We start from the raw sequence: 19,865 nt of genomic DNA, 5'->3' as shown, positions 1-19,865 counted from the left end.
TCGTGCCGTTCAAGATCGCCGCTCATGTGGTTACCAAAGCGGACATCATTTATGGACATCAAACCCATTCGGAGCACTGAAGACTTGTCCGCAGCATTGCTGCGTATCGAGCAGATCTGGGGCGCTGAGATGAACTCGCCGGAAGGCGATGAATTGGAAATTCTCGCTCGGCGGGTGGGGGAGTATGAGGAGCAGCAATTCCCGATTCCCCCTTCCGAGCCCTTTCAAGAGGACAAACCTGGTATTGATCAGCGGTTTTGACGCTGCACTAGCCGAAAAACCGGTCGCAACGACCGGTTTTTTTTGCCCGGAAATCAGCGCCGGTTAACCGACCGGCACCACATTATCCAGCGCCCGATTCACCGCCAGCTCGCCCAGCATGACGACCTGGGCGATGCCGAGCAGGGTTTTGCGCTGGCTGCCGTCGAGCATGGCGGCGAAGTCGCCGAGCATGACGCTGGCCGAGCCGAGGGATTCGCTGGCGTTGACCAATAGCGACTCGGTGTCGGTGCTCGGGTTGACCATGAACATGCTGCTGGTCTGGTATGGCGGTGAGCTGGTTTTCGGCGAAATGAGGTAGTGGTCGAGGGCGCGTTCGGCGGCTTCGTGGAGTTTTTTCGAATCGAGGGACTCGTACGGAGAGGTCGGATCGGTTTCCGGTGGATTTGGCGTTACCTTGAACATGGAATCTTCCTGTAGTGGTAACTGCAACCGTCCCGCTGCTATACGAAAGGGTGGCAGCTGTACGCAAGTTAGCAGACCGGTAGGAAGTCCAAAACCCGGCGCACCCGAGGGTGCCATGCGCACAGCCACCATCAAGTGCAGGCGAAGCCTGACTGGAAGGTACATGTGCAACCGTTGGTCAATCCTGGGCGGGCTGCTAAACCCGATCACTGGAAATCAGTGACGCGAACCAGGTTACCGACCGCCCTCTAGGCGCACAAGCCGGCGGATTCTGGCGTACCGGTAGGCAGCGGCGCAAGGATTTGTAGGCATCGGGACGTAACGCGGTTCGACTTTAAACAGCCATGGCGCACCACGTGTAAAAGCCTGGAAAAGAGAACGAAATTTCCGACGAATTCAGCGTGAACGAGTTGAAAGGATGCCAGAGGACGATGATGGTGGCGTTGCAGCGGTGATCGGATTTGCATGCGCCAAGAGGCCCCTCACCCTAGCCCTAGCCCTCTCCCGAGGGAGAGGGAACCGACCGGATTGCTTTCAAGGGATGCGCCGACCTGAGATAACGTGGCGAACCCCAGAAAGTTAGAGGCTTGATTCAGCGAGTCGCAACAATAAACAAACGTGGAAACGGCAGCAGCACCGAGCCGTCAGCCAAGGCCGGATAAGCCTTGGCAACTTCCGCCAGATACCGCTGCAGATACTGCGCCCGTTCCTCCTCGGCCAACGGGTTCAGAAACGGAATCAAACCACTGCCCTTGAACCACTCCACCACCCCCGCCGCACCATCGCGAAGTTGGTGATGATAGGTGGTGCGCCACACATCGACCCGCGCGCAGTGCGGGCGCAGCATTGAAAAATACTCACTGGCACTGGCCATGTCGGTACGCTGCCCGGCAGCGTCTGCCAACTTGCTCGCCCACGGCCCATCGGCGGCGATGTCACGCATCAAGCGGTGGGACGGTTCGTTGAGGTTGTCCGGCATCTGGATCGCCAGGCTGCCACCATCTGAAAGCTTGCTGGCCAGGGCTGGCAACAACGAAGCGTGATCAGGCACCCATTGCAGCACCGCATTGGCGAAGATCACATCGAACGGGGCTTCATCGGTCCACTTGTCGATCTCGGCCACCTCGAACTGCACATCGGGCAAGCGCTTGCGCGCGGCGGCGATCATGTCCGCCGAACTGTCCAGGCCACTGACCCTGGCCTCGGGAAAACGCTGCACCAGCAACTCGGTGGAATTGCCCGGCCCGCAACCGATATCCACCACCGCCCGGGCGTGCGCCGTGGGTATCGCCGCCAACAGATCACGGGCCGGGCGGGTGCGTTCATCTTCGAAAGCGACGTATTGCTGGGCAGACCAACTCATTGCGTTCTCCTGTCGAGGGTGTTCTGGCAACTGCCGACACAATACAGCGATCCGTGCGGCACGCCTTCCCTACCAAAGTCCTGCGCCGAAACTTTGTAAACAGAATTTTCAGCGCAACGCCGATGTCTGAATTTCAAGCTCCCAAAACAAGGACTCCCATCATGAAATTCGCAAAAATTGCCCAAAAACTTGCCCTGTGGGCCGGTAGCCCGAAGACGTTCATGGGGGCGTTGATTCTGATCGGGTTGTGGGGTTTGAGCGGGCCGATTTTTGGTTACAACGACACTTGGCAACTGATCATCAATACATCGACGACGATCATCACGTTCCTGATGGTGTTCCTGATTCAGAACACGCAGAACCGTGATACCGACATTCTGCACTTGAAACTCGATGAGCTGCTGCGGGTGAACAAGGAAGCGCAGAACGCGATGCTCGGGCTGGAGGCGCTGGATCTGAAACAGCTTGAAGCGCTGCGCCGGCATTACCGCGCGCTGGGTGAGAATCAGGTGTTTGATCTTGAGGGGCTTGGCGACAAGAGCAAGCCAAAGCAGGATTTGAATGAGTGCTGAGCAAGTAAACACACCCTGTGGGAGCGAGCCTGCTCGCGAAGACGGAGGGTCAGTCAAAACATCATTGACTGACAGACCGCTTCCGCGAGCAGGCTCGCTCCCACAGGGGAAGCATCGCTTTTCAACTCAAGATTGCATTCGCGCTGAACAATACAGCGAAGTTAGCGACTGGCCTGCAACGCGCGGGCCTTCTCCAGATGGCTTTGCAGCTTCGGCAAAGTCTCATCGGCAAACGCTTTGATTTCCGGCACGTCGGTGGTCTGTGCCTGTTGCTCGATCTGGGTGATGGCCTCTTCGGTCGCCTTGACCTGACTGGCGGCGTAGGCCTGATCGAAAGTCGCGCCGTCCTTCACTTCCGGCATCAACTCTTTGGCCTTGTCGGCGAGTTCTTCGCGGGGGGCAACCGGCAGGTCGAGCTTCTTGGCGATTTTCGCCAAATGCTGGTTGGCCGTGGTGCGGTCGTTGATGACGACGATGGTGTAATCCTTCACCTCTTTGGATTCAGTCTTGCCGTGGGCCAGACGGCTGGCTTCGATGTCGGCCATGCCTTTGGCAGAGGCATCGTTGATGAATTCGGCAGGCGACTGTGCGAACGCAGTGCTGGCGCACAGGCCCAGCAGAGTCGCAAAACTGGCATTACGTAAACGGGTGGCCATCCGGCTCATGGTCGCGCCCTCCTTCGTTGATAATTCACGCGGGCCGAGTTTCACCCGCTGCTCAAAATGCTCGCGGCGGACAAGCGTCCGCCTCTGTTAGGAATGCTTTAACGGTCAAAGGTTTAGAAAAACCGGGCGAGGCGCGACGAACGGCGTTTGTATCAGCCCTTGTTCGGCAGCAGCCCCGGCAGCGCGTGCATCAACGCATTGATGGCGAAGCCGATAAACATCACGCCGCATAAACGGGTGATGAGCAGCTCATGACGCTGATACACCGTGCGCACCCGCTGCGCGCCGACCACGCCGATGAGGATAGCGTAAGCCAGCGCACCGCCGATAAAGCTCAGGGCGATCAGCGCCGGCAGCATCGACCAATTAAGCAGTTCGGCGCGGCTCGACAGCAGCGCCGTAAAGGTCGCCACCGCCACCGGGTACGCCTTGGGATTGGTCAGGCCGAAGACGATGCCGTGCCAGAACGGCTGCCGCGCCGCGCCTTGCGCCTCGTCGCCGCTACGGCGTTGGGCACGCACCGCACGCCAGCCGAGCCAGAACAGGTACACCGCGCTGAGCACGCCGAGGACATCGAACGCGGTGCTGCCGATTTCCCGCGCACCGACAATCGCCACCAGCGCGGTACTGCACCAGATCACGTCGCCGAGCAGATGCCCACACAGAAACCCCGCCCCGGCCCGCCGCCCATGGGCCGCGCCAATCCCGAACACCGCCAGCACGCCCGGCCCGGGGGTGATCCCGTAGATGAAACCCGAAGCCAGAACGGCCAACAGCAATGATGGAGTCATGGAAAACCTGCGAGCGCCAGAACACGTGGCGGCCAGTCTATATCAGCCGACTGCGCCCGATCACTGCGCGTCGTTAAAACGCATGCCGGGGTACGGTTTCTGCCGACACGCAGCCAGCCGCGATTGCAAATCGCCGACATGGGCTTCCAGCTTGTGCCCGTCGGGGTCGAGAAAGTAGAACGACGCGCCCTCGCTACGGTTGTCTCGCCACTGCGGCACCTGAGCCGATTTCAACGTCTCAACCAGTGAAGTGAAGTCTGCCGCGCTCACGCTCAAAGCGTAATGGGTATAGTCCGCGCCCGGCTCCCCACTGCGCTGAGGATCTTCTGACAAGCACAACCACAGTCCGGGCAGTGACAAATAGGCGCCGTTATCCCACGTCGCTTCGACGTTCAATTGCAGCACATCGCGATAAAACGCCAGACTGCGCTGCAGATCGCGGACGGCCAGGGTCAGGTGGTTAAGACCGGTAAGCATCGAATCAGTAACCTCTGAGGTCTTCGGGAACGACATATTGCTGGCCGTCGTAGGCCAGGGTGACCTGGGTGTTCTTCAGGTTGGTGGTTTTCGAAGCGCATTGTTTGCCCGAAGTGAAAGACTCCATCAACGAACCGCTGGAACTGACGATCAGATCCGCAAACCCGTTGTGGCTGGATGAGCCGATTTCGACAGTCCTGCGAATGCGTGTGTCTCGCGTATCGCAGTCCCCGGTACCCTCACCGAAATCCTTGCGCACCACCAGGCCTTCCAGCACTGGGCGTAAGCGATTGCCTTCGCGAACATACAAAGCCAGGTCGGTTTTGGAGTACGGATTCGCTCTGGAACCGTGGCTCATGAACGTCGATCGCAGCCCGAACGCACGGACATCCGCCGCCAAGCGGTAACGCGCCGTATCGATGATCAGATCATCGAAGCTGATCGCATCGGAGTTGTAAGCGCCGGGTTTGGCATAACGGGCGACTGTGTTGCCCGTCGTGGCGTTGATTACTGACAGTGCCAGATCGAACACGCCGTCTTGAGCACCCGCGGAATCGGGAACGAAGGTGGCCTTCGCTGCAATTGATTGAGTGTTGAACGCAGGCCAGATTTTGCAGCGCGAGAGAGTATGGCCGTCGAATTTTTTTACTTCGCAAGCGGCATGGACCTGGGCCGTAAGCGCGAACAAGCCGAGGGCGATATAGATTCGGAGATGCAGATTCATGATTCTTCCTTGAAGTATTCGTATCAGTAACACCAGTCAAATGCCCTTGAAACCTTGCGGCAAAACGTAGGTTTTGCCGTCATAGCGCAACGTGGTCAGTACCGGCTTTTCGTGGGTAGTTTTCGATTCGCAGGCGTCAGCCGGTCCCTCACCGACCAGGCCCATGGTGACCGAGCGGACAATGATATCGGCGTAACCATGGGAACTGGTTTTGCCCATCTCAAGCGTACGCACCGTCTCCGCTCGCTCCCCGGCGCAATTGCCGTCCCATTCGCCACTGAAGCTGTAGACGACCAAGCGATCCAGCACCGGGCGCAGTTTGTCGCCCTCTTTCACGTAGAGCGACAGCAGGGTTTCATCCAGCGGATTGACACGCGACGAGCCTTTGAAATGGGCGCGTACGCCGAATGCGCGAAGGTCGGGCGTGAGTTTATAACGCGCGGTGTCGAGTTCCAGACTCTCCAGCGCGATCGCATCGGAGAGAAACGTCGACGGCTGATGATAGGTCGCCAGCGGGTTGGAGCTGCCGGCCGCGATGACGGCCAGATCCAGATCGTATGAACCCACCCTGCCCTCCTGGCCATAGACGGGATCGGGCGCGAACGTCGATAGCGCGGTAATCGTCAGCTGCGGATAAGCCGGCCAGTTCTTGCACAAAGAAAAGTCCGCTTCCCCACTGAGCGCAGGCGGCGTGCAATCGGCCCACGCCTGCCCAGCCATCAACCACCCGCAGAGCGTGGCAGCGCTGATCCATATGGACTTCATTGTCAATTCCCGCTCCTTGAAGATATTTCCAGGCGCGCACTATCCCTTTCTGCATCGGAGGATTCAACAGATCTGGCCAGCGAATCTTCTCATGTGTCTGAAGTCGCAATTCGCGAGGGGGCTCGCTCCCACAGGAAAGCCGCATTGCAAATGTGGGAGCGAGCCTGCTCGCGAAGGCGTCATCGCCGACGCCGCCAATCTCAATACTTGTCCAGCGTACGCAACTTCTGCGGCAAGCCCCACAGCAGCAACGCTGCGGCGATCAGCGCGGCGACGCCGATGACGTACAGCGCCGGGGTGGTGCTGCCGGTGAGGTCCTTGATGCGTCCGACCATGACCGGGCTGACGATCCCGCCGAACTGCCCCAGGGTATTGATCACCGCGATCCCGCCCGCTGCGCCGGCACCGGCGCCCGCCAGCAGTTTCGGTGGGAGGGTCCAGAAGCTCGGGATCGAAGCGATGATGCCGGCGCCAAGCAGGCCGAGCGCGACGATCAGGAAGGTCGTGTGGCTGGCGAAGATTCCTGCGCTGAAAAAGCCGATTGCGCCGACGATCACCAGCCCGGCGACAAACTTGCGCCGCTCACCAGTGGCATCTGACAAGCGCCCGATCACGACCATGCTGATCGCCCCGCAGATGTACGGAATGGCGGTCAGCAGGCCGATCATCACCGGGCTTTCGGTGCCGGCGCTGCGGATCAATTGCGGTGCCCAGAAATTCAACCCGTAGGACGCGACCTGAATCAGGAAGTAGATCAAACCCAGCGTCAGGAACCCGGGAATTTTCAACGCCGCGAGCAATGAGCCGCCGCTCTTGTGTGGCTCGTGATGGGCGATGCGGCTGGAGAGCAACTTCTTCTCGTCAGCGGTGAGCCAGTGCGCATCCTCGATGCGGTCCTTGAGCTGCGTCAGCACCAGGAAACCGAGGGCGATGCACGGCACGCCACCGAGCAGGAACAACCAGTGCCAGCCGCGCATCTCCAACACGCCGTCGAGGTGTTGCAGCACCAGCCCGGAGAACGGCGCGCCGACCAGCCCGGCGAATGCCGAGGCGAGAAACAGCATCGAGGTGATGCGGCCACGGAAGTGCTGCGGAAACCACAGGGTCAGGTAATACAGCACGCCCGGGGCAAAACCGGCTTCCATCGCGCCGATGACGAAGCGCAGCGCATAGAACTGCCATTCGCTGTTGACGAAGACCATCGCCGCCGTCGCCACGCCCCACGACATCATGATCCGCGCAATCCAGCGCCGTGCGCCGACCTTGTACAGCATCATGTTGCTAGGCACTTCGAACAGCACGTAACCGACCACGAACAGCCCGGCGCCCAAGCCATACGCGGTGTCGCTCAGGCTCAGGTCGGCCTGCAGCTGAAATTTGGCGAAGCTGATGTTGATGCGATCGAAAAAGGCGAACAGGTAGCAGACCATGATCAGCGGCATCAACCGCCAGGCGACTTTGCTGATCAAGGCTTTTTCGGCGTCGTGATCGACGGACGGATTCACGCCCGCCTCCATTACATTGAGGCTCATAGATTTTTCTCCAGGCGGACTGCCGATGGGCGTCCGATTGTTTTTGTTGTCTGGTTACTGCTGAATGCTTTTGAACTGTGGGAGCGAGCCTGCTCGCGAATGCGCCAGATCAGTCGATACCGATGTTGAATGACACACCGCGTTCGCGAGCAGGCTCGCTCCCACAAGGGTTTTGTATCTTCAGGTCGGCATCGGATGCAGATCGCAATTGCGCCCGGCCTTGGCCAGTTGGCCGGGCACATCGTGGCCCAACAGCGCCGGCAAGCCGCGCGAAAGCTTCAGCAACAGCGGCAAATCGATCCCGGTGGGAATGCCGACTTCATCGCACAGGTTCGCCAGGTCTTCGGTGCAGATGTTGCCTGACGCCCCCGGGGCAAACGGGCAGCCACCGAGGCCACCCAGCGCCGCATCGAAGCGCCGCGCGCCGGCCTCGTAAGCGGCCAGCACATTGCACAGGCCAAGGCCGCGGGTGTTGTGGAAATGCAGGGTCAGGTCGGTCGGTGAAACCCGTTGCAAAACGCGCCGCACCAAGCGATCGACCTGACGCGGATTGGCCATGCCGGTGGTGTCGGCGAGGCTGATGCCCTGTATGCCGAGTTCCTGATAGGCGTCAACGACCTGCAGCACACGATCCTCATCGATCCGGCCTTCGAACGGACAACCGAACGTGGTGGCGATGCTGCCGTTGAGGCGCACACCTGAGCCGCTGACAAACGCAACGATGTCAGCGAACGCCGCCAGCGACTCTTCGCAACGCATGCGCATATTCGCCAGGTTGTGGGTCTGGCTGGCGGACATCACCAGATTCAACTCATCGGCATTCGCCGCCAGTGCGCGTTGCGCGCCTTTGAGGTTGGGGATCAACGCCACGTAAATAACACCCGGCTGGCGCTGAATGCCGTTGAACACTTGTTCGCCGTCACGCAGGGCCGGAATGGCTTTGGGCGAGACGAACGAGCCGGCTTCGATGCGGCTGAATCCGGCCTGAGACAATTGATTGATCAGGGCGATCTTGTCAGCGGTTTCCACCCATGTCGGCTCGATCTGCAAGCCATCGCGCGGCGAGACTTCCTGGACGATGAGCTTGTGCGAATAGTCAGTGATCATTGCACCACCCCCTGGCTTTTCAGGCGTTCGATGTCGAGTTCAGCCAGCCCCAGCCCGGCCAGAATAGCGTCGGTGTGCTGGCCCAGTTCCGGTCCGGACCAGTTCACTCCGCCGGGAGTCTCCGAGAGTTTGGGGACGATGCCGGGCATTTTCACCGTTGCGCCGCCGGGCAAGTCGGCATCGAGCAACATGTCCCGCGCCTGATAGTGCGGATCGGCGACGATGTCAGCCACCGAGTAGATGCGCCCGGCCGGCACTTCAGCGGCTTCGAGGGCGGCCAGTACCTCGTCAATCGGCAGGCTGCTGGTCCAGTGCGTGATGGCCGCATCGAGCAAACCGCTCTGCGCCGCACGGCCGTCGTTGTGGGCGAATTCCTCTGCCTCGGCCAGGTCTGCGCGGCCGATCGTGTGCATCAGACGCTTGTAGATCGGGTCGCTGTTGCCAGCAATCACCACATAAGCGCCGTCGGCCGTGAGGTAAGTATTGGAGGGCGCGATACCCGGCAGGGCACCGCCGCTGCGCTCGCGAACATGGCCGAGCATGTCGTATTCCGGCACCAGACTTTCCATGACGTTGAACACGCTTTCCGCCAGCGACACATCGACGATCTGCCCACCGCCCTGCCCGGTCTTGACCCGCAACAGCGACATCAGCGCGCCGATCACCGCGTGCAGCGAGGCCAGCGAATCGCCGAGGCTGACGCCGACTCGCGCCGGTGGCGAATCGGGATTGCCGGTGGTGTAGCGGATGCCGCCCATGGCCTCGCCAATCGCACCGAAGCCGGGCCGGTCGCGGTACGGGCCGGTCTGGCCGTAGCCGGAGATACGCACCAGGGTCAGGTTCGGATTCAGGGCATGCAGCACGTCCCAGCCCAGACCGAGTTTTTCCAGCGCACCGGGACGCAGGTTTTCGATGATCACGTCTGCATCACCGGCCAGTTGCTTGACCAGTTCGATGCCTTCAGCGGATTTGAGATTGAGCGCCAGGGATTTCTTGTTGCGCGATTGCAGGTACCACCACAGCGAAGTACCCTCGTGCAGCTTGCGCCATTTGCGCAGCGGGTCGCCCTGACCCATGGCTTCGATCTTGATCACCTCGGCGCCGAACTCGGCAAGCATGCGCGCGGCAAACGGCGCGGCGATCAGGGTGCCGATCTCGATCACTTTGATTGCACTCAAAGGGGCAGTCATCGCGGGTACCTCTTGTTCTTGGAATATGTCGCCAAGGCTAGAGGAACGATCGTCAGCGAATCCAGCCGTCTCTCGGCAATGGGCGTTCGCGAAATGCGAATGCTCCGCTGTGATTGCGTGGTGAATTCAGGGCCGCCTTCGCGAGCAGGCTCGCTCCCACAAGGTCCTGTAGTGGTTTCAGATTCTGTGTCCACACAAGTTCAATGTGGGAGCGAGCCTGCTCGCGAAGAGGCCATCAGCTGCAATGAAGATCTACCGCCCGCGCAAATGCTCAAACAACATCCGGCTCACCGGTGACAACCCTGCCTCATCGCGCACCACCACAATCAGCGCGCGATCGGACCAGACATCGGTCAGCGGCACCGCGCGCAAGCCCAGTGCCTGACCAAACAACTCATAGGCTCGCTGCGGCAGAATGCCGATGCCCATGTTCGCCTGGACCATCCGGCACACCGCATCGAACCCCGGCACATGAATGCGAATGCGCAGGACTTTACCGGCCTGCCGCGCCGCTGCATGGGTACGCATGTTGATCGAACTGGCCGCGTGCAAACCAACGTAGTCGCTGTCGAGGGTTTCATCGAAGGCCACCGATTCATGCGCAGCCAACGGATGCTCCGGCAGCATCACCACCACCAGTTTGTCCTGGCGATACAGCGCGCTGTACAGACCTTTGATGTCGCTGTCGTCGGAGCAGATGCCGAGGTCCGCAACGCCGTCGAGCACGCCCTGAATCACCCCGGCGCTGGGGCGTTCTTCAAGGTCGGTCTTGACCTGCGGATGCTGCGCGGAGAAGTCGCGCAAGTCTTCGGGCAGGAATTGAATGATCGCCGAAAGATTGGCCAGCATGCGCACGTAACCACGCACACCGTGGCTGTGCTCGCCCAGTTCCAGGCCCATTTTTTCCACATTGAAGAGCATCTGCCGGGCGTGGTGCAGCAGGGTTTCACCGGCCGGGGTGAGGACCATGCCTTTGGCCTGGCGCACGAACAAAGCGATGCCCAACGCCTCCTCTAACTCCATCAGCCGCTTGCTCGCCGCCGAAACCGCGATGGCCTCGCGCGCAGCTGCACGGGTCAACGTGCCTTCCTCGTGGACGGCGACGAACAGTTGCAGAGTGATCAGGTCGAGACGGCGGATCAGGCTTTTTTGCAGCATGGTGGGCTCGAAGGCAGGGTTCATCCGAGCCGGCAGGATAGCCCGGTTTTACCGCTGACTGCTCAGTTGCCCATGCTGGCGCGCTGTTTTGTGACAGGCGCGGTCAGCAAGCGGACCAACTGCGCGCTGTCGTCCTTGCGACCAAACACAAGGATGAATGAGCCTTGCAGGCAGGCATCGATGGCTGGCCATGAAATATCCTTCGCGCCCTCGACATCAAACGAATCATCCACTGCGCCATCGACCAGAAAGCCTCCCGTCAGCAAGCCTCGTGCGCTGCCAGAGGTCTGTCCGACCGCAACGATCCGTTTGCCGGCGATGTCGTCCAGCGCGAACCCTGCCGTCCATTGCCTGAGATCCAGTAGCTGTGTCGCTGGGGTGATCACAGGATTTTTGCCATTGAACGTTTCGTCCAACTCACCGGTATGGTTGATACCACTGATGAACGCATGTTGCAGTTTCGTGCCTTCCGTTGACTCGACCGCCGAACCGAACAGAAGCAAGCGCTCTGCCGTTTGCTCAATGATCTGCTCCACGCGGCTTTCGAGCGGGTGACCATCGCGCTGAAGGTTCAATAGCAGTACGCCCTTGTCGCCGAACGCTTCTGCAACTTTCCCGTTGTGGTCGAATGCCATGACCAACCCCTGATTGGTTATTTCTGTTTTGCCGTGCAGCAGAATCAGCCCATCGTCGAGCTGGATGATCCCGGACAGCGAAATGGCCACGCCTGACAGCGACAGGGGCAGCCAACCGTTGCTGGCGAACGATAAATCGTCCGAGCCATCGAGATGGAATCGCGTCAACAGGCCACTGCCCTTTTGCGCGGTCACAAACAGCAGCCTGTCCGGCTGCGCAAGCTGCGGATCGGATTTCGCCAGCAGCAGTTGCCCATGGGTCGCCCCAAAGAGTGCCGGAATCCGCATGGGCACAATCCGGTAGCCATTACTGTCGCCGCCGAACTCGATATCCGGCGAACCGTCGGGCAGAAACCGCGCGATGACTTGCTGGTATTCAAGCGTCTTGTCTTTGACCACGGCAATCACACCGCACATCCAGATCCGTCCGAGCGCATCAACGATCAATGGCCCGCCTTGGGTGAGCGAGCCTGTGCCGAACTGGCCGCTGAGATATCCGCCGGTGGCGAAATCCGGATCCGGATTGCCATCGGCATCCAGGCGCGCAAGGCCGTAGTACGAATGGCCCGATTGCTCGACGGTAGCGCTGACCATGATCTTCCCCGAAGGCGTGATCGACACGCCTTCGGCAATGGTCTTGGCCGCTCCGGGGAATTTCAGCGTTCGCAGACCAAACTGAGCATCCAGCTCCCCGGCTGACTGCACGGTTGGGGGCAATGGCGCGGTGGATTCCGGCATGTTCGTATTCTCCTGTGGGATCGACATCGATCCCCTCGCTGGGAGCATTCGACCCGAAGAAGCCACGCCGGACAACTGACACAAATGACAGTTTTTTAGAAGAAAACGAAATTGATCACCGTGCAAAAAAGACTGGATGACTGGTAGTTCTTACAGGTTCGAATTCAGGCACGTCATGCCAACCTCAGCGTTCAAATCAGCCATGGACGAGAAGAACGATGAGCACTCGCGACGAGCAAATGTCACAACCTGCCCCGGCTCCGACCATCACCTACCCCGAGGAGGCCAGCACGACGGGACCTGCGACATTGTTGCTCGGCAGCGGCATACCCGATGCGCTTGTACAGGTCTGGAACATTGAAAATACTCATTCGCTCGGTGCAGGGGTGGTCAGCGCAAAGGGACGATGGGCGTTCAGCATCAGCGGCGCCCAGGCTCCAGGCCAGCAGAAGATTCACGCCCACCAGACGTATGCAGGCATCACGTCTGAATGGAGTGAAGAGCGCGGATATGAGGTGCGACTACGGCCCGAAATCGAGGTCCCGGGCGTCTTCGTACCGCTTGAGGGAGCGGAGGTAAATGCGTCTCTGATGTTGTCGGGAGATGTCGCACGGGCCGAGGGATTCGTCAGTATTTTCGATCTGGACACTGGCCTGGAGATTGCCAGAGCAGCGGTCGAAAGCGACCGGAAATGGCAAACACCGGCTGCACACTCATTGGCGGTCGGGCAGTACCGTATATCCGCCGTTCACAACATCGCCGGCCAGGTTTCAGATTGGAGCCGTGTGCGGACATTTACCGTGGTCGCAGAAGCAAGCGAAGGACTGTTCGACCTCGCTCGCCTGCGCGCCTTCATTCAAAACGCGTTGCGGAAAATTTCCTCGATCTGGCGCTGATCTGCCGCCCGTGGATTGGTCAGTCCGCACGCATCCTTCAAAGCATTGGCGGCGAGCACCGGGATGTCGCTGAGTTTTGCGCCCAGCTCACGCAGTCCGCCGGGAATCTCGACGTCTTTGGCCAGACTGCGAATGGCATTGATCGCCGCTTGGGCGCCCTCTTCCGCGCTGAAACCGCGAATGTCCGCGCCCATGGCGTGGGCGACATCCCTGAGTCGTTCAGCGCAGACCAGCGCATTGAAGCTCTGCACATGTGGCAGCAGCACGGCATTGCACACGCCGTGAGGCAAGTCGTAGTAGCCGCCGAGCTGATGCGCCATGGCGTGGACAAATCCGAGCGAGGCGTTGTTGAACGCCATGCCGGCGAGGAACTGCGCGTAAGCCATGTTCTCCCGCGCCGCCAGGTCGCTGCCGTCGCGCACAGCCAGGCGCAGGTTGCCGCTGATCAGGCTCATCGCTTTCAACGCGCAAGCATCGGTGATGGGGTTGGCGGCGGTCGAGACGTAGGCTTCGACAGCGTGGGTCAGTGCATCCATGCCAGTGGCGGCGGTCAGGCCTTTGGGCATCGCGACCATCAGTTCCGGATCGTTGACTGACAGCAGTGGCGTGACGTTGCGGTCGACGATGGCCATTTTCACGTGGCGCGATTCGTCGGTGATGATGCAGAAGCGGGTCATTTCGCTGGCAGTACCGGCGGTGGTGTTGATGGCGATCAGCGGCAATTGCGGCTTGCTCGAGCGATCGACGCCTTCGTAATCGCCGATCTGCCCGCCATTGGTTGCGCAGAGGGCGATGCCCTTGGCGCAATCGTGTGGCGAGCCGCCACCCAGCGACACGACAAAATCGCAACGGCTTTCCTTCAACAGCCCCAGCCCCGATTCGACATTGGCCGTGGTCGGGTTGGGTCTGGCGCCATCGAAGATCACCGAATCGATGTCCTGCATCGCCAGTTTCTCGGCGATCATCGCCGCCACGCCGGCCTTGGCCAGCCCGCTGTCGGTGACAATCAGCGCCTTGCGAAAGCCATAATTGCGAATCGCGACCATGGCTTCGTCGAGGCAGCCGCTGCCCATGATGTTGACCGCCGGAATGAAGAAGGTGCTGCTCATCGTGTGTCTCCTGACTGAAGCCGGATCGACTGCCTCGATTCGGCGGTTGCACACAGGATCGACCGATCGGTCACGAGCAATGTTGATCTGGCTCAATGTCCGCTCGTGATAAAGTCGCCGTCCATCTGCCCTTTGTTTTGAGACCGCCCACGCAATGACCGATTTTCTCGATGTCGACGCCACCCTCGAAGACTGGAACGCCCTGCGCGCCGCGAACGATTTCCAGGGTTTGCTGGTGGGCAATGGCGCCAGCCGCGCGGTGTGGGATGACTTCGGCTACGACTCGCTGTTCGAAAACGCCCGTACGGTCGAAGAGAAACCGCTGAGCCCATCGGAACTGGCGGTATTCGACGCGCTGCAAACCCGCAGCTTCGAGCAAGTGCTGGGCGCCCTGAAAACCACCAGCCGGGTCAACAAGGCGCTGGCGGTCAGTTCAGCGGCGCCGCGCAATCGCTATTACGCGATCAAGGAAGCGCTGATCAACACCGTACACGCAGTGCACATCCCGTGGCGGCTGGTGCAGCCTTCGACACTGACGGTGCTCAATGCAGAACTGGCGCGCTATCGCACGGTGTTCACCACCAACTACGACCTGCTCAATTACTGGGCGCTGCAACACCCGGGCGAGGCCATTGACGACCTGTTCAACGGCGCAGACGCGAGTTTCGATCTGAGCCAGAGCGCCACCGACAAACCGCGTCTGCTGTACCTGCACGGTGGTCTGCATCTGGTGCGCAATCAGGACGGCACCGCACGCAAACTGACCTCGACCGAGGGCACCCTGCTCGGCAGTTTCGCCATCAACAATACGATCAAGACGCTGGACGACGTGCCGCTGTTCGTCACCGAAGGGCCGAGCGCTGACAAGCTCAAGACCATTCGCAGCTCCGATTATCTGTCGTTCTGCTACGAGCAATTACTGGCTCATGGCGACAGCCTGTGCATCTTCGGCCATGCGCTGGGCGAGCAGGATGCGCATCTGGTGCGCGCGTTGCGCCTGGCCCGACCGAGATGCGTGGCGATCTCGATTTACCCGCGCAGCGCCGCATTCATTCAGCATCAGAAACGTCACTACGCCAAGGTGTTTGAAGGTACCGGCGTTGAGTTGCGGTTCTTTGATGCCAAGAGCCACGCCCTGGGCGATCCAAAATTGTCGGTACCGGTTGAGGTTTGATATTGGCCGGGCTGACGCCTTCGCGAGCAGGCTCGCTCCCACAATGGAATGCGGTCACCTGTGGGAGCGAGCCTGCTCGCGAAGAAGGCCTGTCAGCCAATACAAAAGGTGACTGGAACACCGCTTTCGCGAGCAGGCTCGCTCCCACAGGTTGATGTCGGATTTCAGAGGACAGGCAGGGTCTTGTCCTTGATGGTTTTCGTCGGGCCGTTGGCCTTGACGCTGGCGATGCCCTTGTCACACGCGCCATCCGATGAGTACGACTCGCTGCTGCCGATGACCTGGTGATTGGCCGCCTTGAGGTTGAAGTACGGGTGGCCGTCCTTGGTCGATTTTTTCTCGTAACGCTCGTCATGCGGGCTGTTGGCCTGCACCGAGGCGATGCCGCCGTCGGCGCCGGCGCGGGTGCTGTAGAGCTCGCTGGTCAGAATCGTTTCGGCGTTCGCTGCTTTCAACACGAACCTGAATTGGCCGTTGCTGCTTTTGCTCACTTCGTACCATCCGGACATGTCTGTTTCTCCTGGGGGCGATTGAGAGATTTCGCGCTTCAGAGTAAAGACCAGCAGCCGCGGTCTGTCGCCTGCCTCGACTACAAGGTAATTTTCGTACCGAGCAGACCGAGGAAACCGGCCAGCCATTTAGGATGCGCCGGCCAGGCCGGAGCGGTGGCGAAATTTCCCTGAACATGGCCGTCGGTCACCGGAATGTCGATGTAGGTGCCGCCCGCCAGACGTACTTCCGGGGCGCAGGCCGGATACGCGCTGCACTCACGCCCCTCGAGCACACCTGCCGCAGCGAGCAGTTGCGCGCCATGGCAGACCGCTGCGATGGGCTTGCCGGCGTTGTCGAACGCGCGCACCAGTTCGAGGACTTTGTCGTTCAGCCGCAGGTATTCTGGCGCACGACCGCCGGGGATCAGCAGCGCGTCGTAATCGGCTTCGCTGGCCTTGGCGAAGTCGAAATTGAGTGCGAACAAGTGACCGGGTTTTTCGCTGTAAGTCTGATCACCTTCAAAATCATGAATCGCGGTGCGCACGGTGCTGCCCGCGGACTTGTCCGGGCACACGGCGTGGACCGTGTGGCCGACCATCTGCAAGGCCTGGAACGGCACCATCACTTCGTAGTCTTCGACGTAATCGCCGACCAGCATCAGGATCTTTTTCGCGGCCATGGGAAAACTCCTCGGGGAAAGGTCTGGGGAGTATTCAAGGTAGACCCAAATTGAGCTGCAAGCTTCAAGCTTCAAGCTTCAAGAAAAAACAAGATCACCCATATCAGGCACACCAGCGTCATGCTGCAACTTGCAGCTTGCAGCTTGAAGCTTGCAGCTGCCTGTTAAGGCATATAACCGTCGGCGCGCAGCAGGGTTTCCAGGCAGTGTTCGCTGATGTGGTAGAACGCCTTGAGCTCTGCGATTTTCGCCAACAACTGCGTCGGATCGACCGGTTCGGCGCGTTTCACCGCGAGAATCATCTTGTTCTTGTTGGTGTGTTCCAGCGAAATGAATTCGAAGACTTTGGTCTCGTAACCACAGGCTTCGAGGAACAGTGCACGCAAGCTGTCGGTGACCATTTCCGCCTGTTGGCCGAGGTGCAAGCCGTATTGCAGCATCGGCTTGAGCAGCGCCGGGCTCTGGATCTGCAGGCGGATCTGTTTGTGACAGCAGGGCGAGCACATGATGATCGACGCACCCGAGCGGATGCCGGTGTGGATCGCGTAATCGGTGGCAATGTCGCAGGCATGCAGGGCGATCATCACGTCCAGTTCGCTCGGCGCCACCGTGCGCACGTCACCGCACCTGAACACCAGCCCCGGATGCTCGAGCTTGGCCGCTGCGGCGTTGCACAGGGTGACCATTTCTTCGCGCAGCTCGACGCCGGTGACTTCGCCCTCGGCCTTCAGCGTGTTGCGCAGGTAGTCGTGAATGGCGAACGTCAGGTAGCCCTTGCCTGAACCGAAATCTGCGACTCGCACCGTTTTGTCCAGCGCCAGCGGCGAGGAGGTCAGGGCATGGCTGAACACTTCGATGAATTTGTTGATCTGCTTCCACTTGCGCGACATCGCCGGGATCAGCTCGTGCTGCGCATTGGTCACGCCCAGATCCTTGAGGAACGGGCGGCTCAGTTCGAGAAAGCGGTTTTTCTCGCGGTTGTGCTCGGCAGACGGCGCTTCACGCAATTGCTGAGGCTTGCTCTTGAACAGCGAACTCTTGCCCTTTTTACTGTATTCCAGCTGCGCTTCGTCGGTCAGCGCCAGTAAATGCGCATTTTTGAACGAGGTCGGCAGCAGACCGCCGATCAGCGCCACGCCCTCGTCAAGCGGCAGGTTCTTGGTGATGTCGCGGGTCTTGTAGCGATAAACGAATGACAGGCACGGCTGCGCCTTGACCGTCACCGGTTTGATGATGACCCGCTGCAGATCCGCCTCTTCACCGACGTACTTGGCCAGCACCAGTTTGATGAAACCGTTGTCGTCGAGGCTGGTTTGCAGCAGCTCGATGAACTGGGCGTGGTGATCGGCGGCCGGTTTGGCGGACGGCGCGGAAGAAGCGGAAACGGACATGGACAAGCGGCCTCGGACGGGCGGAATCGGGAATGGCGGGTATTTTAGGGGGGATGGGGGTTGGGGACACCCTCTTATTTACCCAACGGTCCACAAGCCCCTCACCCCAGCCCTCTCCCGGAGGGAGAGGGGGCCGATCGCGCTGTTCTCCAGAACTACGCCGACCTGAAAAAACGAGCCGAACTCAGGTTCTCAATCCATAGTCGACTCGGACGTTCAGGTCGCTGTCGAGCAAAAGACACCTCGGTCGACTCCCTCTCCCTGCGGGAGAGGGCTGGGGTGAGGGTCTGGGGCTCGAGTGAAAAGCCATATCAGCCCAACACCACCAACCGATTCGGCAATTCATTCCTCACCTGCGTCACCGGCACATGCACTTTCAACAACTCACCACACGCCTCTACACACGTGACAAACCCTTCCAGCGTGCGCCCCTGCCTGACCTGTTCGGTGAACGCTGCGACAATCGCGTCCCAGTTGCTGTTGTCCAGCCGTTTGGAAATTCCCTCGTCCACCAGAATTTCCACATAGCGCTCAGCCTCGCAGACAAAAATCAGCACGCCAGTGCTGCCCACGGTGTGGTGCAGGTTCTGTTCGAGAAATTGCCGCCGCGCCAGGTTGGAGGCGCGCCAGTGGCGCACGCGGCGCGGGACCAGATGGGTGGTGATTTTCGGCAGACGAAACAGCAGGCACAGGACGATGAACATGCCCCATTGCACCAGCAGCAGGCTGCGCAGGGTCAGCCAGCCGGTGAGGTAGTGGACGATGCCCGGCAACACCAGCGCCAGCAGACTGGCCCAGAGCAGCGGGATGTACGCGTAATCGTCGGCGCGGGCAGCGAGCACCGTGACCAGTTCGGCGTCGGTGTCGCGTTCGACCCGGGCGATGGCCTCGGCGACTTTGCGTTGTTCGTGTTCAGTCAGTAATGCCATGTCGAAAAGTGCCTGCTCATTATTCTTTTGATCTCACCAGCCGCCGGACGAACCGCCGCCGCCGAAACTGCCCCCGCCACCGCTGAAGCCGCCACCGCCACCGCCGCCGAATCCGCCGCCACCGCCAAAGCCGCCCCCTCCTCCGGAGCCGCCCCGGCCGGCAGGCAGGATACCGAGCATCTGGCAGACAAACACCGTCAGGATGAACAACATCACCAGAAACATGAACAGCGCCGGGTGCCGCGAAATGAAATCATCCGCCGGGTCGCCGCTGGATTCGTACACGGTCGACGGTTCGTCCAGCGGATTGCCACCGAGCACCACCAGCATCGCCGCAACGCCATCGCTGATGCCTTTGCTGAAGTTGCCGGCCTTGAATGCCGGCGTGATGACCTGATGAATGATCACCGCCGACTGCGCATCGGTCAGGCGATCCTCCAGGCCATAGCCGACTTCGATGCGCAGTTTGCGCTCGTCACGGGCGACGATCAGCAAGGCGCCGTTGTTCTTGTCCTTCTGGCCGATGCCCCAGTGCCGACCAAGCTGAACGCCGAAATCCTCGATGGTGGTGCCCTGCAGATCCGGCAGCGTGACCACCACCAATTGCTCGCCGGTGGCCTGCTCGTGCGCCTGCAATTGCTGGCTCAGTTGCGCGCGAATCGATGGCTCGAGCATCTGCGCCTGATCGACCACGCGCCCGCTCAGCGGCGGAAACGTCAATTCGGCCCAGGCGCTGACGGCGAACAGCCAGAGCAGCAGCACCAGGCCCAGTTTCAACACACGCATGGGCGACC

General features: G+C 60.3%; 22 protein-coding genes. 4 read left to right on the top strand and 18 right to left on the bottom strand.

What is annotated here, in order from left to right:
- The first annotated feature begins 51 nt into the window (after window positions 1–51).
- Window positions 52–261 carry a transcriptional regulator gene (locus OC605_RS17260; RefSeq protein WP_081932519.1) on the top strand — a complete coding sequence of 70 codons (210 nt, stop codon included), beginning with the start codon at window positions 52–54 and terminating at the stop codon, window positions 259–261.
- 63 nt (window positions 262–324) lie between these two features.
- Here OC605_RS17260 and OC605_RS17255 read toward each other — a convergent pair whose 3' ends face one another.
- Together OC605_RS17255 and tam are read right to left on the bottom strand one after the other, a co-directional pair.
- Entirely contained in the window at window positions 325–684 is a 360-nt protein-coding gene (locus tag OC605_RS17255; protein WP_262138402.1) for a DUF6124 family protein, read from the bottom strand.
- Between the two features lie 592 nt (window positions 685–1,276).
- Window positions 1,277–2,047 (bottom strand): trans-aconitate 2-methyltransferase, encoded by a 771-nt coding sequence (tam, locus tag OC605_RS17250; protein WP_186568296.1) that lies wholly within the window; start codon window positions 2,045–2,047, stop codon window positions 1,277–1,279.
- A 161-nt stretch (window positions 2,048–2,208) separates the two neighbouring features.
- Between tam and OC605_RS17245 the strand changes: the two genes are divergently transcribed.
- A complete protein-coding gene (locus OC605_RS17245) occupies window positions 2,209–2,619 on the top strand; it encodes a low affinity iron permease family protein (protein WP_016771301.1) in 411 nt (136 codons plus the stop codon).
- Between the two features lie 161 nt (window positions 2,620–2,780).
- Here the strand turns inward: OC605_RS17245 and OC605_RS17240 are convergent, their stop codons facing one another.
- The 10 genes from OC605_RS17240 to OC605_RS17195 all read right to left on the bottom strand — a co-directional run bounded on the left by OC605_RS17240 (window position 2,781) and on the right by OC605_RS17195 (window position 12,401).
- On the bottom strand, window positions 2,781–3,284 hold the full coding sequence (locus OC605_RS17240) for a DUF4142 domain-containing protein (RefSeq protein ID WP_122691681.1): 504 nt from the start codon (window positions 3,282–3,284) through the stop codon (window positions 2,781–2,783).
- Between the two features lie 152 nt (window positions 3,285–3,436).
- Entirely contained in the window at window positions 3,437–4,075 is a 639-nt protein-coding gene (locus tag OC605_RS17235) for a LysE family translocator (RefSeq protein WP_262138398.1), read from the bottom strand.
- Between the two features lie 60 nt (window positions 4,076–4,135).
- The gene (fos, locus tag OC605_RS17230; RefSeq protein WP_137215396.1) at window positions 4,136–4,552 is read right to left on the bottom strand and encodes a fosfomycin resistance glutathione transferase; all 417 of its coding nucleotides are present in this window, start codon (window positions 4,550–4,552) and stop codon (window positions 4,136–4,138) included.
- A gap of 4 nt (window positions 4,553–4,556) precedes the next feature.
- Entirely contained in the window at window positions 4,557–5,276 is a 720-nt protein-coding gene (locus OC605_RS17225) for a hypothetical protein (protein ID WP_262138395.1), read from the bottom strand.
- 36 nt (window positions 5,277–5,312) lie between these two features.
- Window positions 5,313–6,047, bottom strand: coding sequence for a hypothetical protein (locus tag OC605_RS17220; protein WP_262138393.1), 735 nt, complete (start codon window positions 6,045–6,047; stop codon window positions 5,313–5,315).
- Between the two features lie 194 nt (window positions 6,048–6,241).
- Entirely contained in the window at window positions 6,242–7,573 is a 1,332-nt protein-coding gene (locus OC605_RS17215) for an MFS transporter (RefSeq protein ID WP_186568288.1), read from the bottom strand.
- A 180-nt stretch (window positions 7,574–7,753) separates the two neighbouring features.
- Window positions 7,754–8,680, bottom strand: coding sequence for a hydroxymethylglutaryl-CoA lyase (locus tag OC605_RS17210; RefSeq protein WP_262138390.1), 927 nt, complete (start codon window positions 8,678–8,680; stop codon window positions 7,754–7,756).
- Window positions 8,677–9,870 (bottom strand): CaiB/BaiF CoA transferase family protein, encoded by a 1,194-nt coding sequence (locus OC605_RS17205; protein ID WP_262138389.1) that lies wholly within the window; start codon window positions 9,868–9,870, stop codon window positions 8,677–8,679. The genes OC605_RS17210 and OC605_RS17205 overlap by 4 nt, the downstream gene beginning before the upstream one ends.
- Before the next feature lie 252 nt (window positions 9,871–10,122).
- Window positions 10,123–11,028, bottom strand: a complete 906-nt coding sequence (locus tag OC605_RS17200; RefSeq protein ID WP_262138387.1) for a LysR family transcriptional regulator — start codon at window positions 11,026–11,028, stop codon at window positions 10,123–10,125.
- Window positions 11,029–11,090: 62 nt separating this feature from the next.
- Window positions 11,091–12,401 (bottom strand): hypothetical protein, encoded by a 1,311-nt coding sequence (locus tag OC605_RS17195; protein WP_262138385.1) that lies wholly within the window; start codon window positions 12,399–12,401, stop codon window positions 11,091–11,093.
- A gap of 218 nt (window positions 12,402–12,619) precedes the next feature.
- Here OC605_RS17195 and OC605_RS17190 point away from each other — a divergent pair, with 218 nt between their 5' ends.
- On the top strand, window positions 12,620–13,297 hold the full coding sequence (locus OC605_RS17190) for a hypothetical protein (protein WP_262138383.1): 678 nt from the start codon (window positions 12,620–12,622) through the stop codon (window positions 13,295–13,297).
- Here OC605_RS17190 and yiaY read toward each other — a convergent pair.
- Entirely contained in the window at window positions 13,258–14,406 is a 1,149-nt protein-coding gene (yiaY, locus tag OC605_RS17185; protein ID WP_262138382.1) for an L-threonine dehydrogenase, read from the bottom strand. The two genes, OC605_RS17190 and yiaY, sit on opposite strands and share 40 nt — an antisense overlap.
- 154 nt (window positions 14,407–14,560) lie before the next feature.
- On the opposite strand from yiaY, the gene OC605_RS17180 reads away from it, so the two are divergent.
- On the top strand, window positions 14,561–15,580 hold the full coding sequence (locus OC605_RS17180; RefSeq protein WP_262138380.1) for a DUF4917 family protein: 1,020 nt from the start codon (window positions 14,561–14,563) through the stop codon (window positions 15,578–15,580).
- A gap of 164 nt (window positions 15,581–15,744) precedes the next feature.
- Here the strand turns inward: OC605_RS17180 and OC605_RS17175 are convergent, their stop codons facing one another.
- The 5 genes from OC605_RS17175 to OC605_RS17155 form a co-directional block, all read right to left on the bottom strand.
- A complete protein-coding gene (locus tag OC605_RS17175; protein ID WP_133335170.1) occupies window positions 15,745–16,089 on the bottom strand; it encodes a YegP family protein in 345 nt (114 codons plus the stop codon).
- Window positions 16,090–16,169: 80 nt separating this feature from the next.
- Window positions 16,170–16,751, bottom strand: coding sequence for a DJ-1/PfpI family protein (locus tag OC605_RS17170; protein ID WP_039762696.1), 582 nt, complete (start codon window positions 16,749–16,751; stop codon window positions 16,170–16,172).
- Between the two features lie 164 nt (window positions 16,752–16,915).
- Window positions 16,916–18,142 carry a class I SAM-dependent methyltransferase gene (locus OC605_RS17165; protein WP_262138377.1) on the bottom strand — a complete coding sequence of 409 codons (1,227 nt, stop codon included), beginning with the start codon at window positions 18,140–18,142 and terminating at the stop codon, window positions 16,916–16,918.
- A 311-nt stretch (window positions 18,143–18,453) separates the two neighbouring features.
- Window positions 18,454–19,071 carry a TPM domain-containing protein gene (locus OC605_RS17160; RefSeq protein WP_024011959.1) on the bottom strand — a complete coding sequence of 206 codons (618 nt, stop codon included), beginning with the start codon at window positions 19,069–19,071 and terminating at the stop codon, window positions 18,454–18,456.
- Between the two features lie 33 nt (window positions 19,072–19,104).
- Entirely contained in the window at window positions 19,105–19,857 is a 753-nt protein-coding gene (locus tag OC605_RS17155) for a TPM domain-containing protein (protein ID WP_262138375.1), read from the bottom strand.
- Window positions 19,858–19,865 lie beyond the last annotated feature (8 nt).

The organism is Pseudomonas sp. Marseille-Q5117 (assembly GCF_946901175.1).
GTDB lineage: Bacteria > Pseudomonadota > Gammaproteobacteria > Pseudomonadales > Pseudomonadaceae > Aquipseudomonas > Aquipseudomonas iranensis.
The sequence above is the reverse complement of the archived record's forward strand: the minus strand, read 5'-3'. Positions and strand labels throughout refer to the sequence as shown.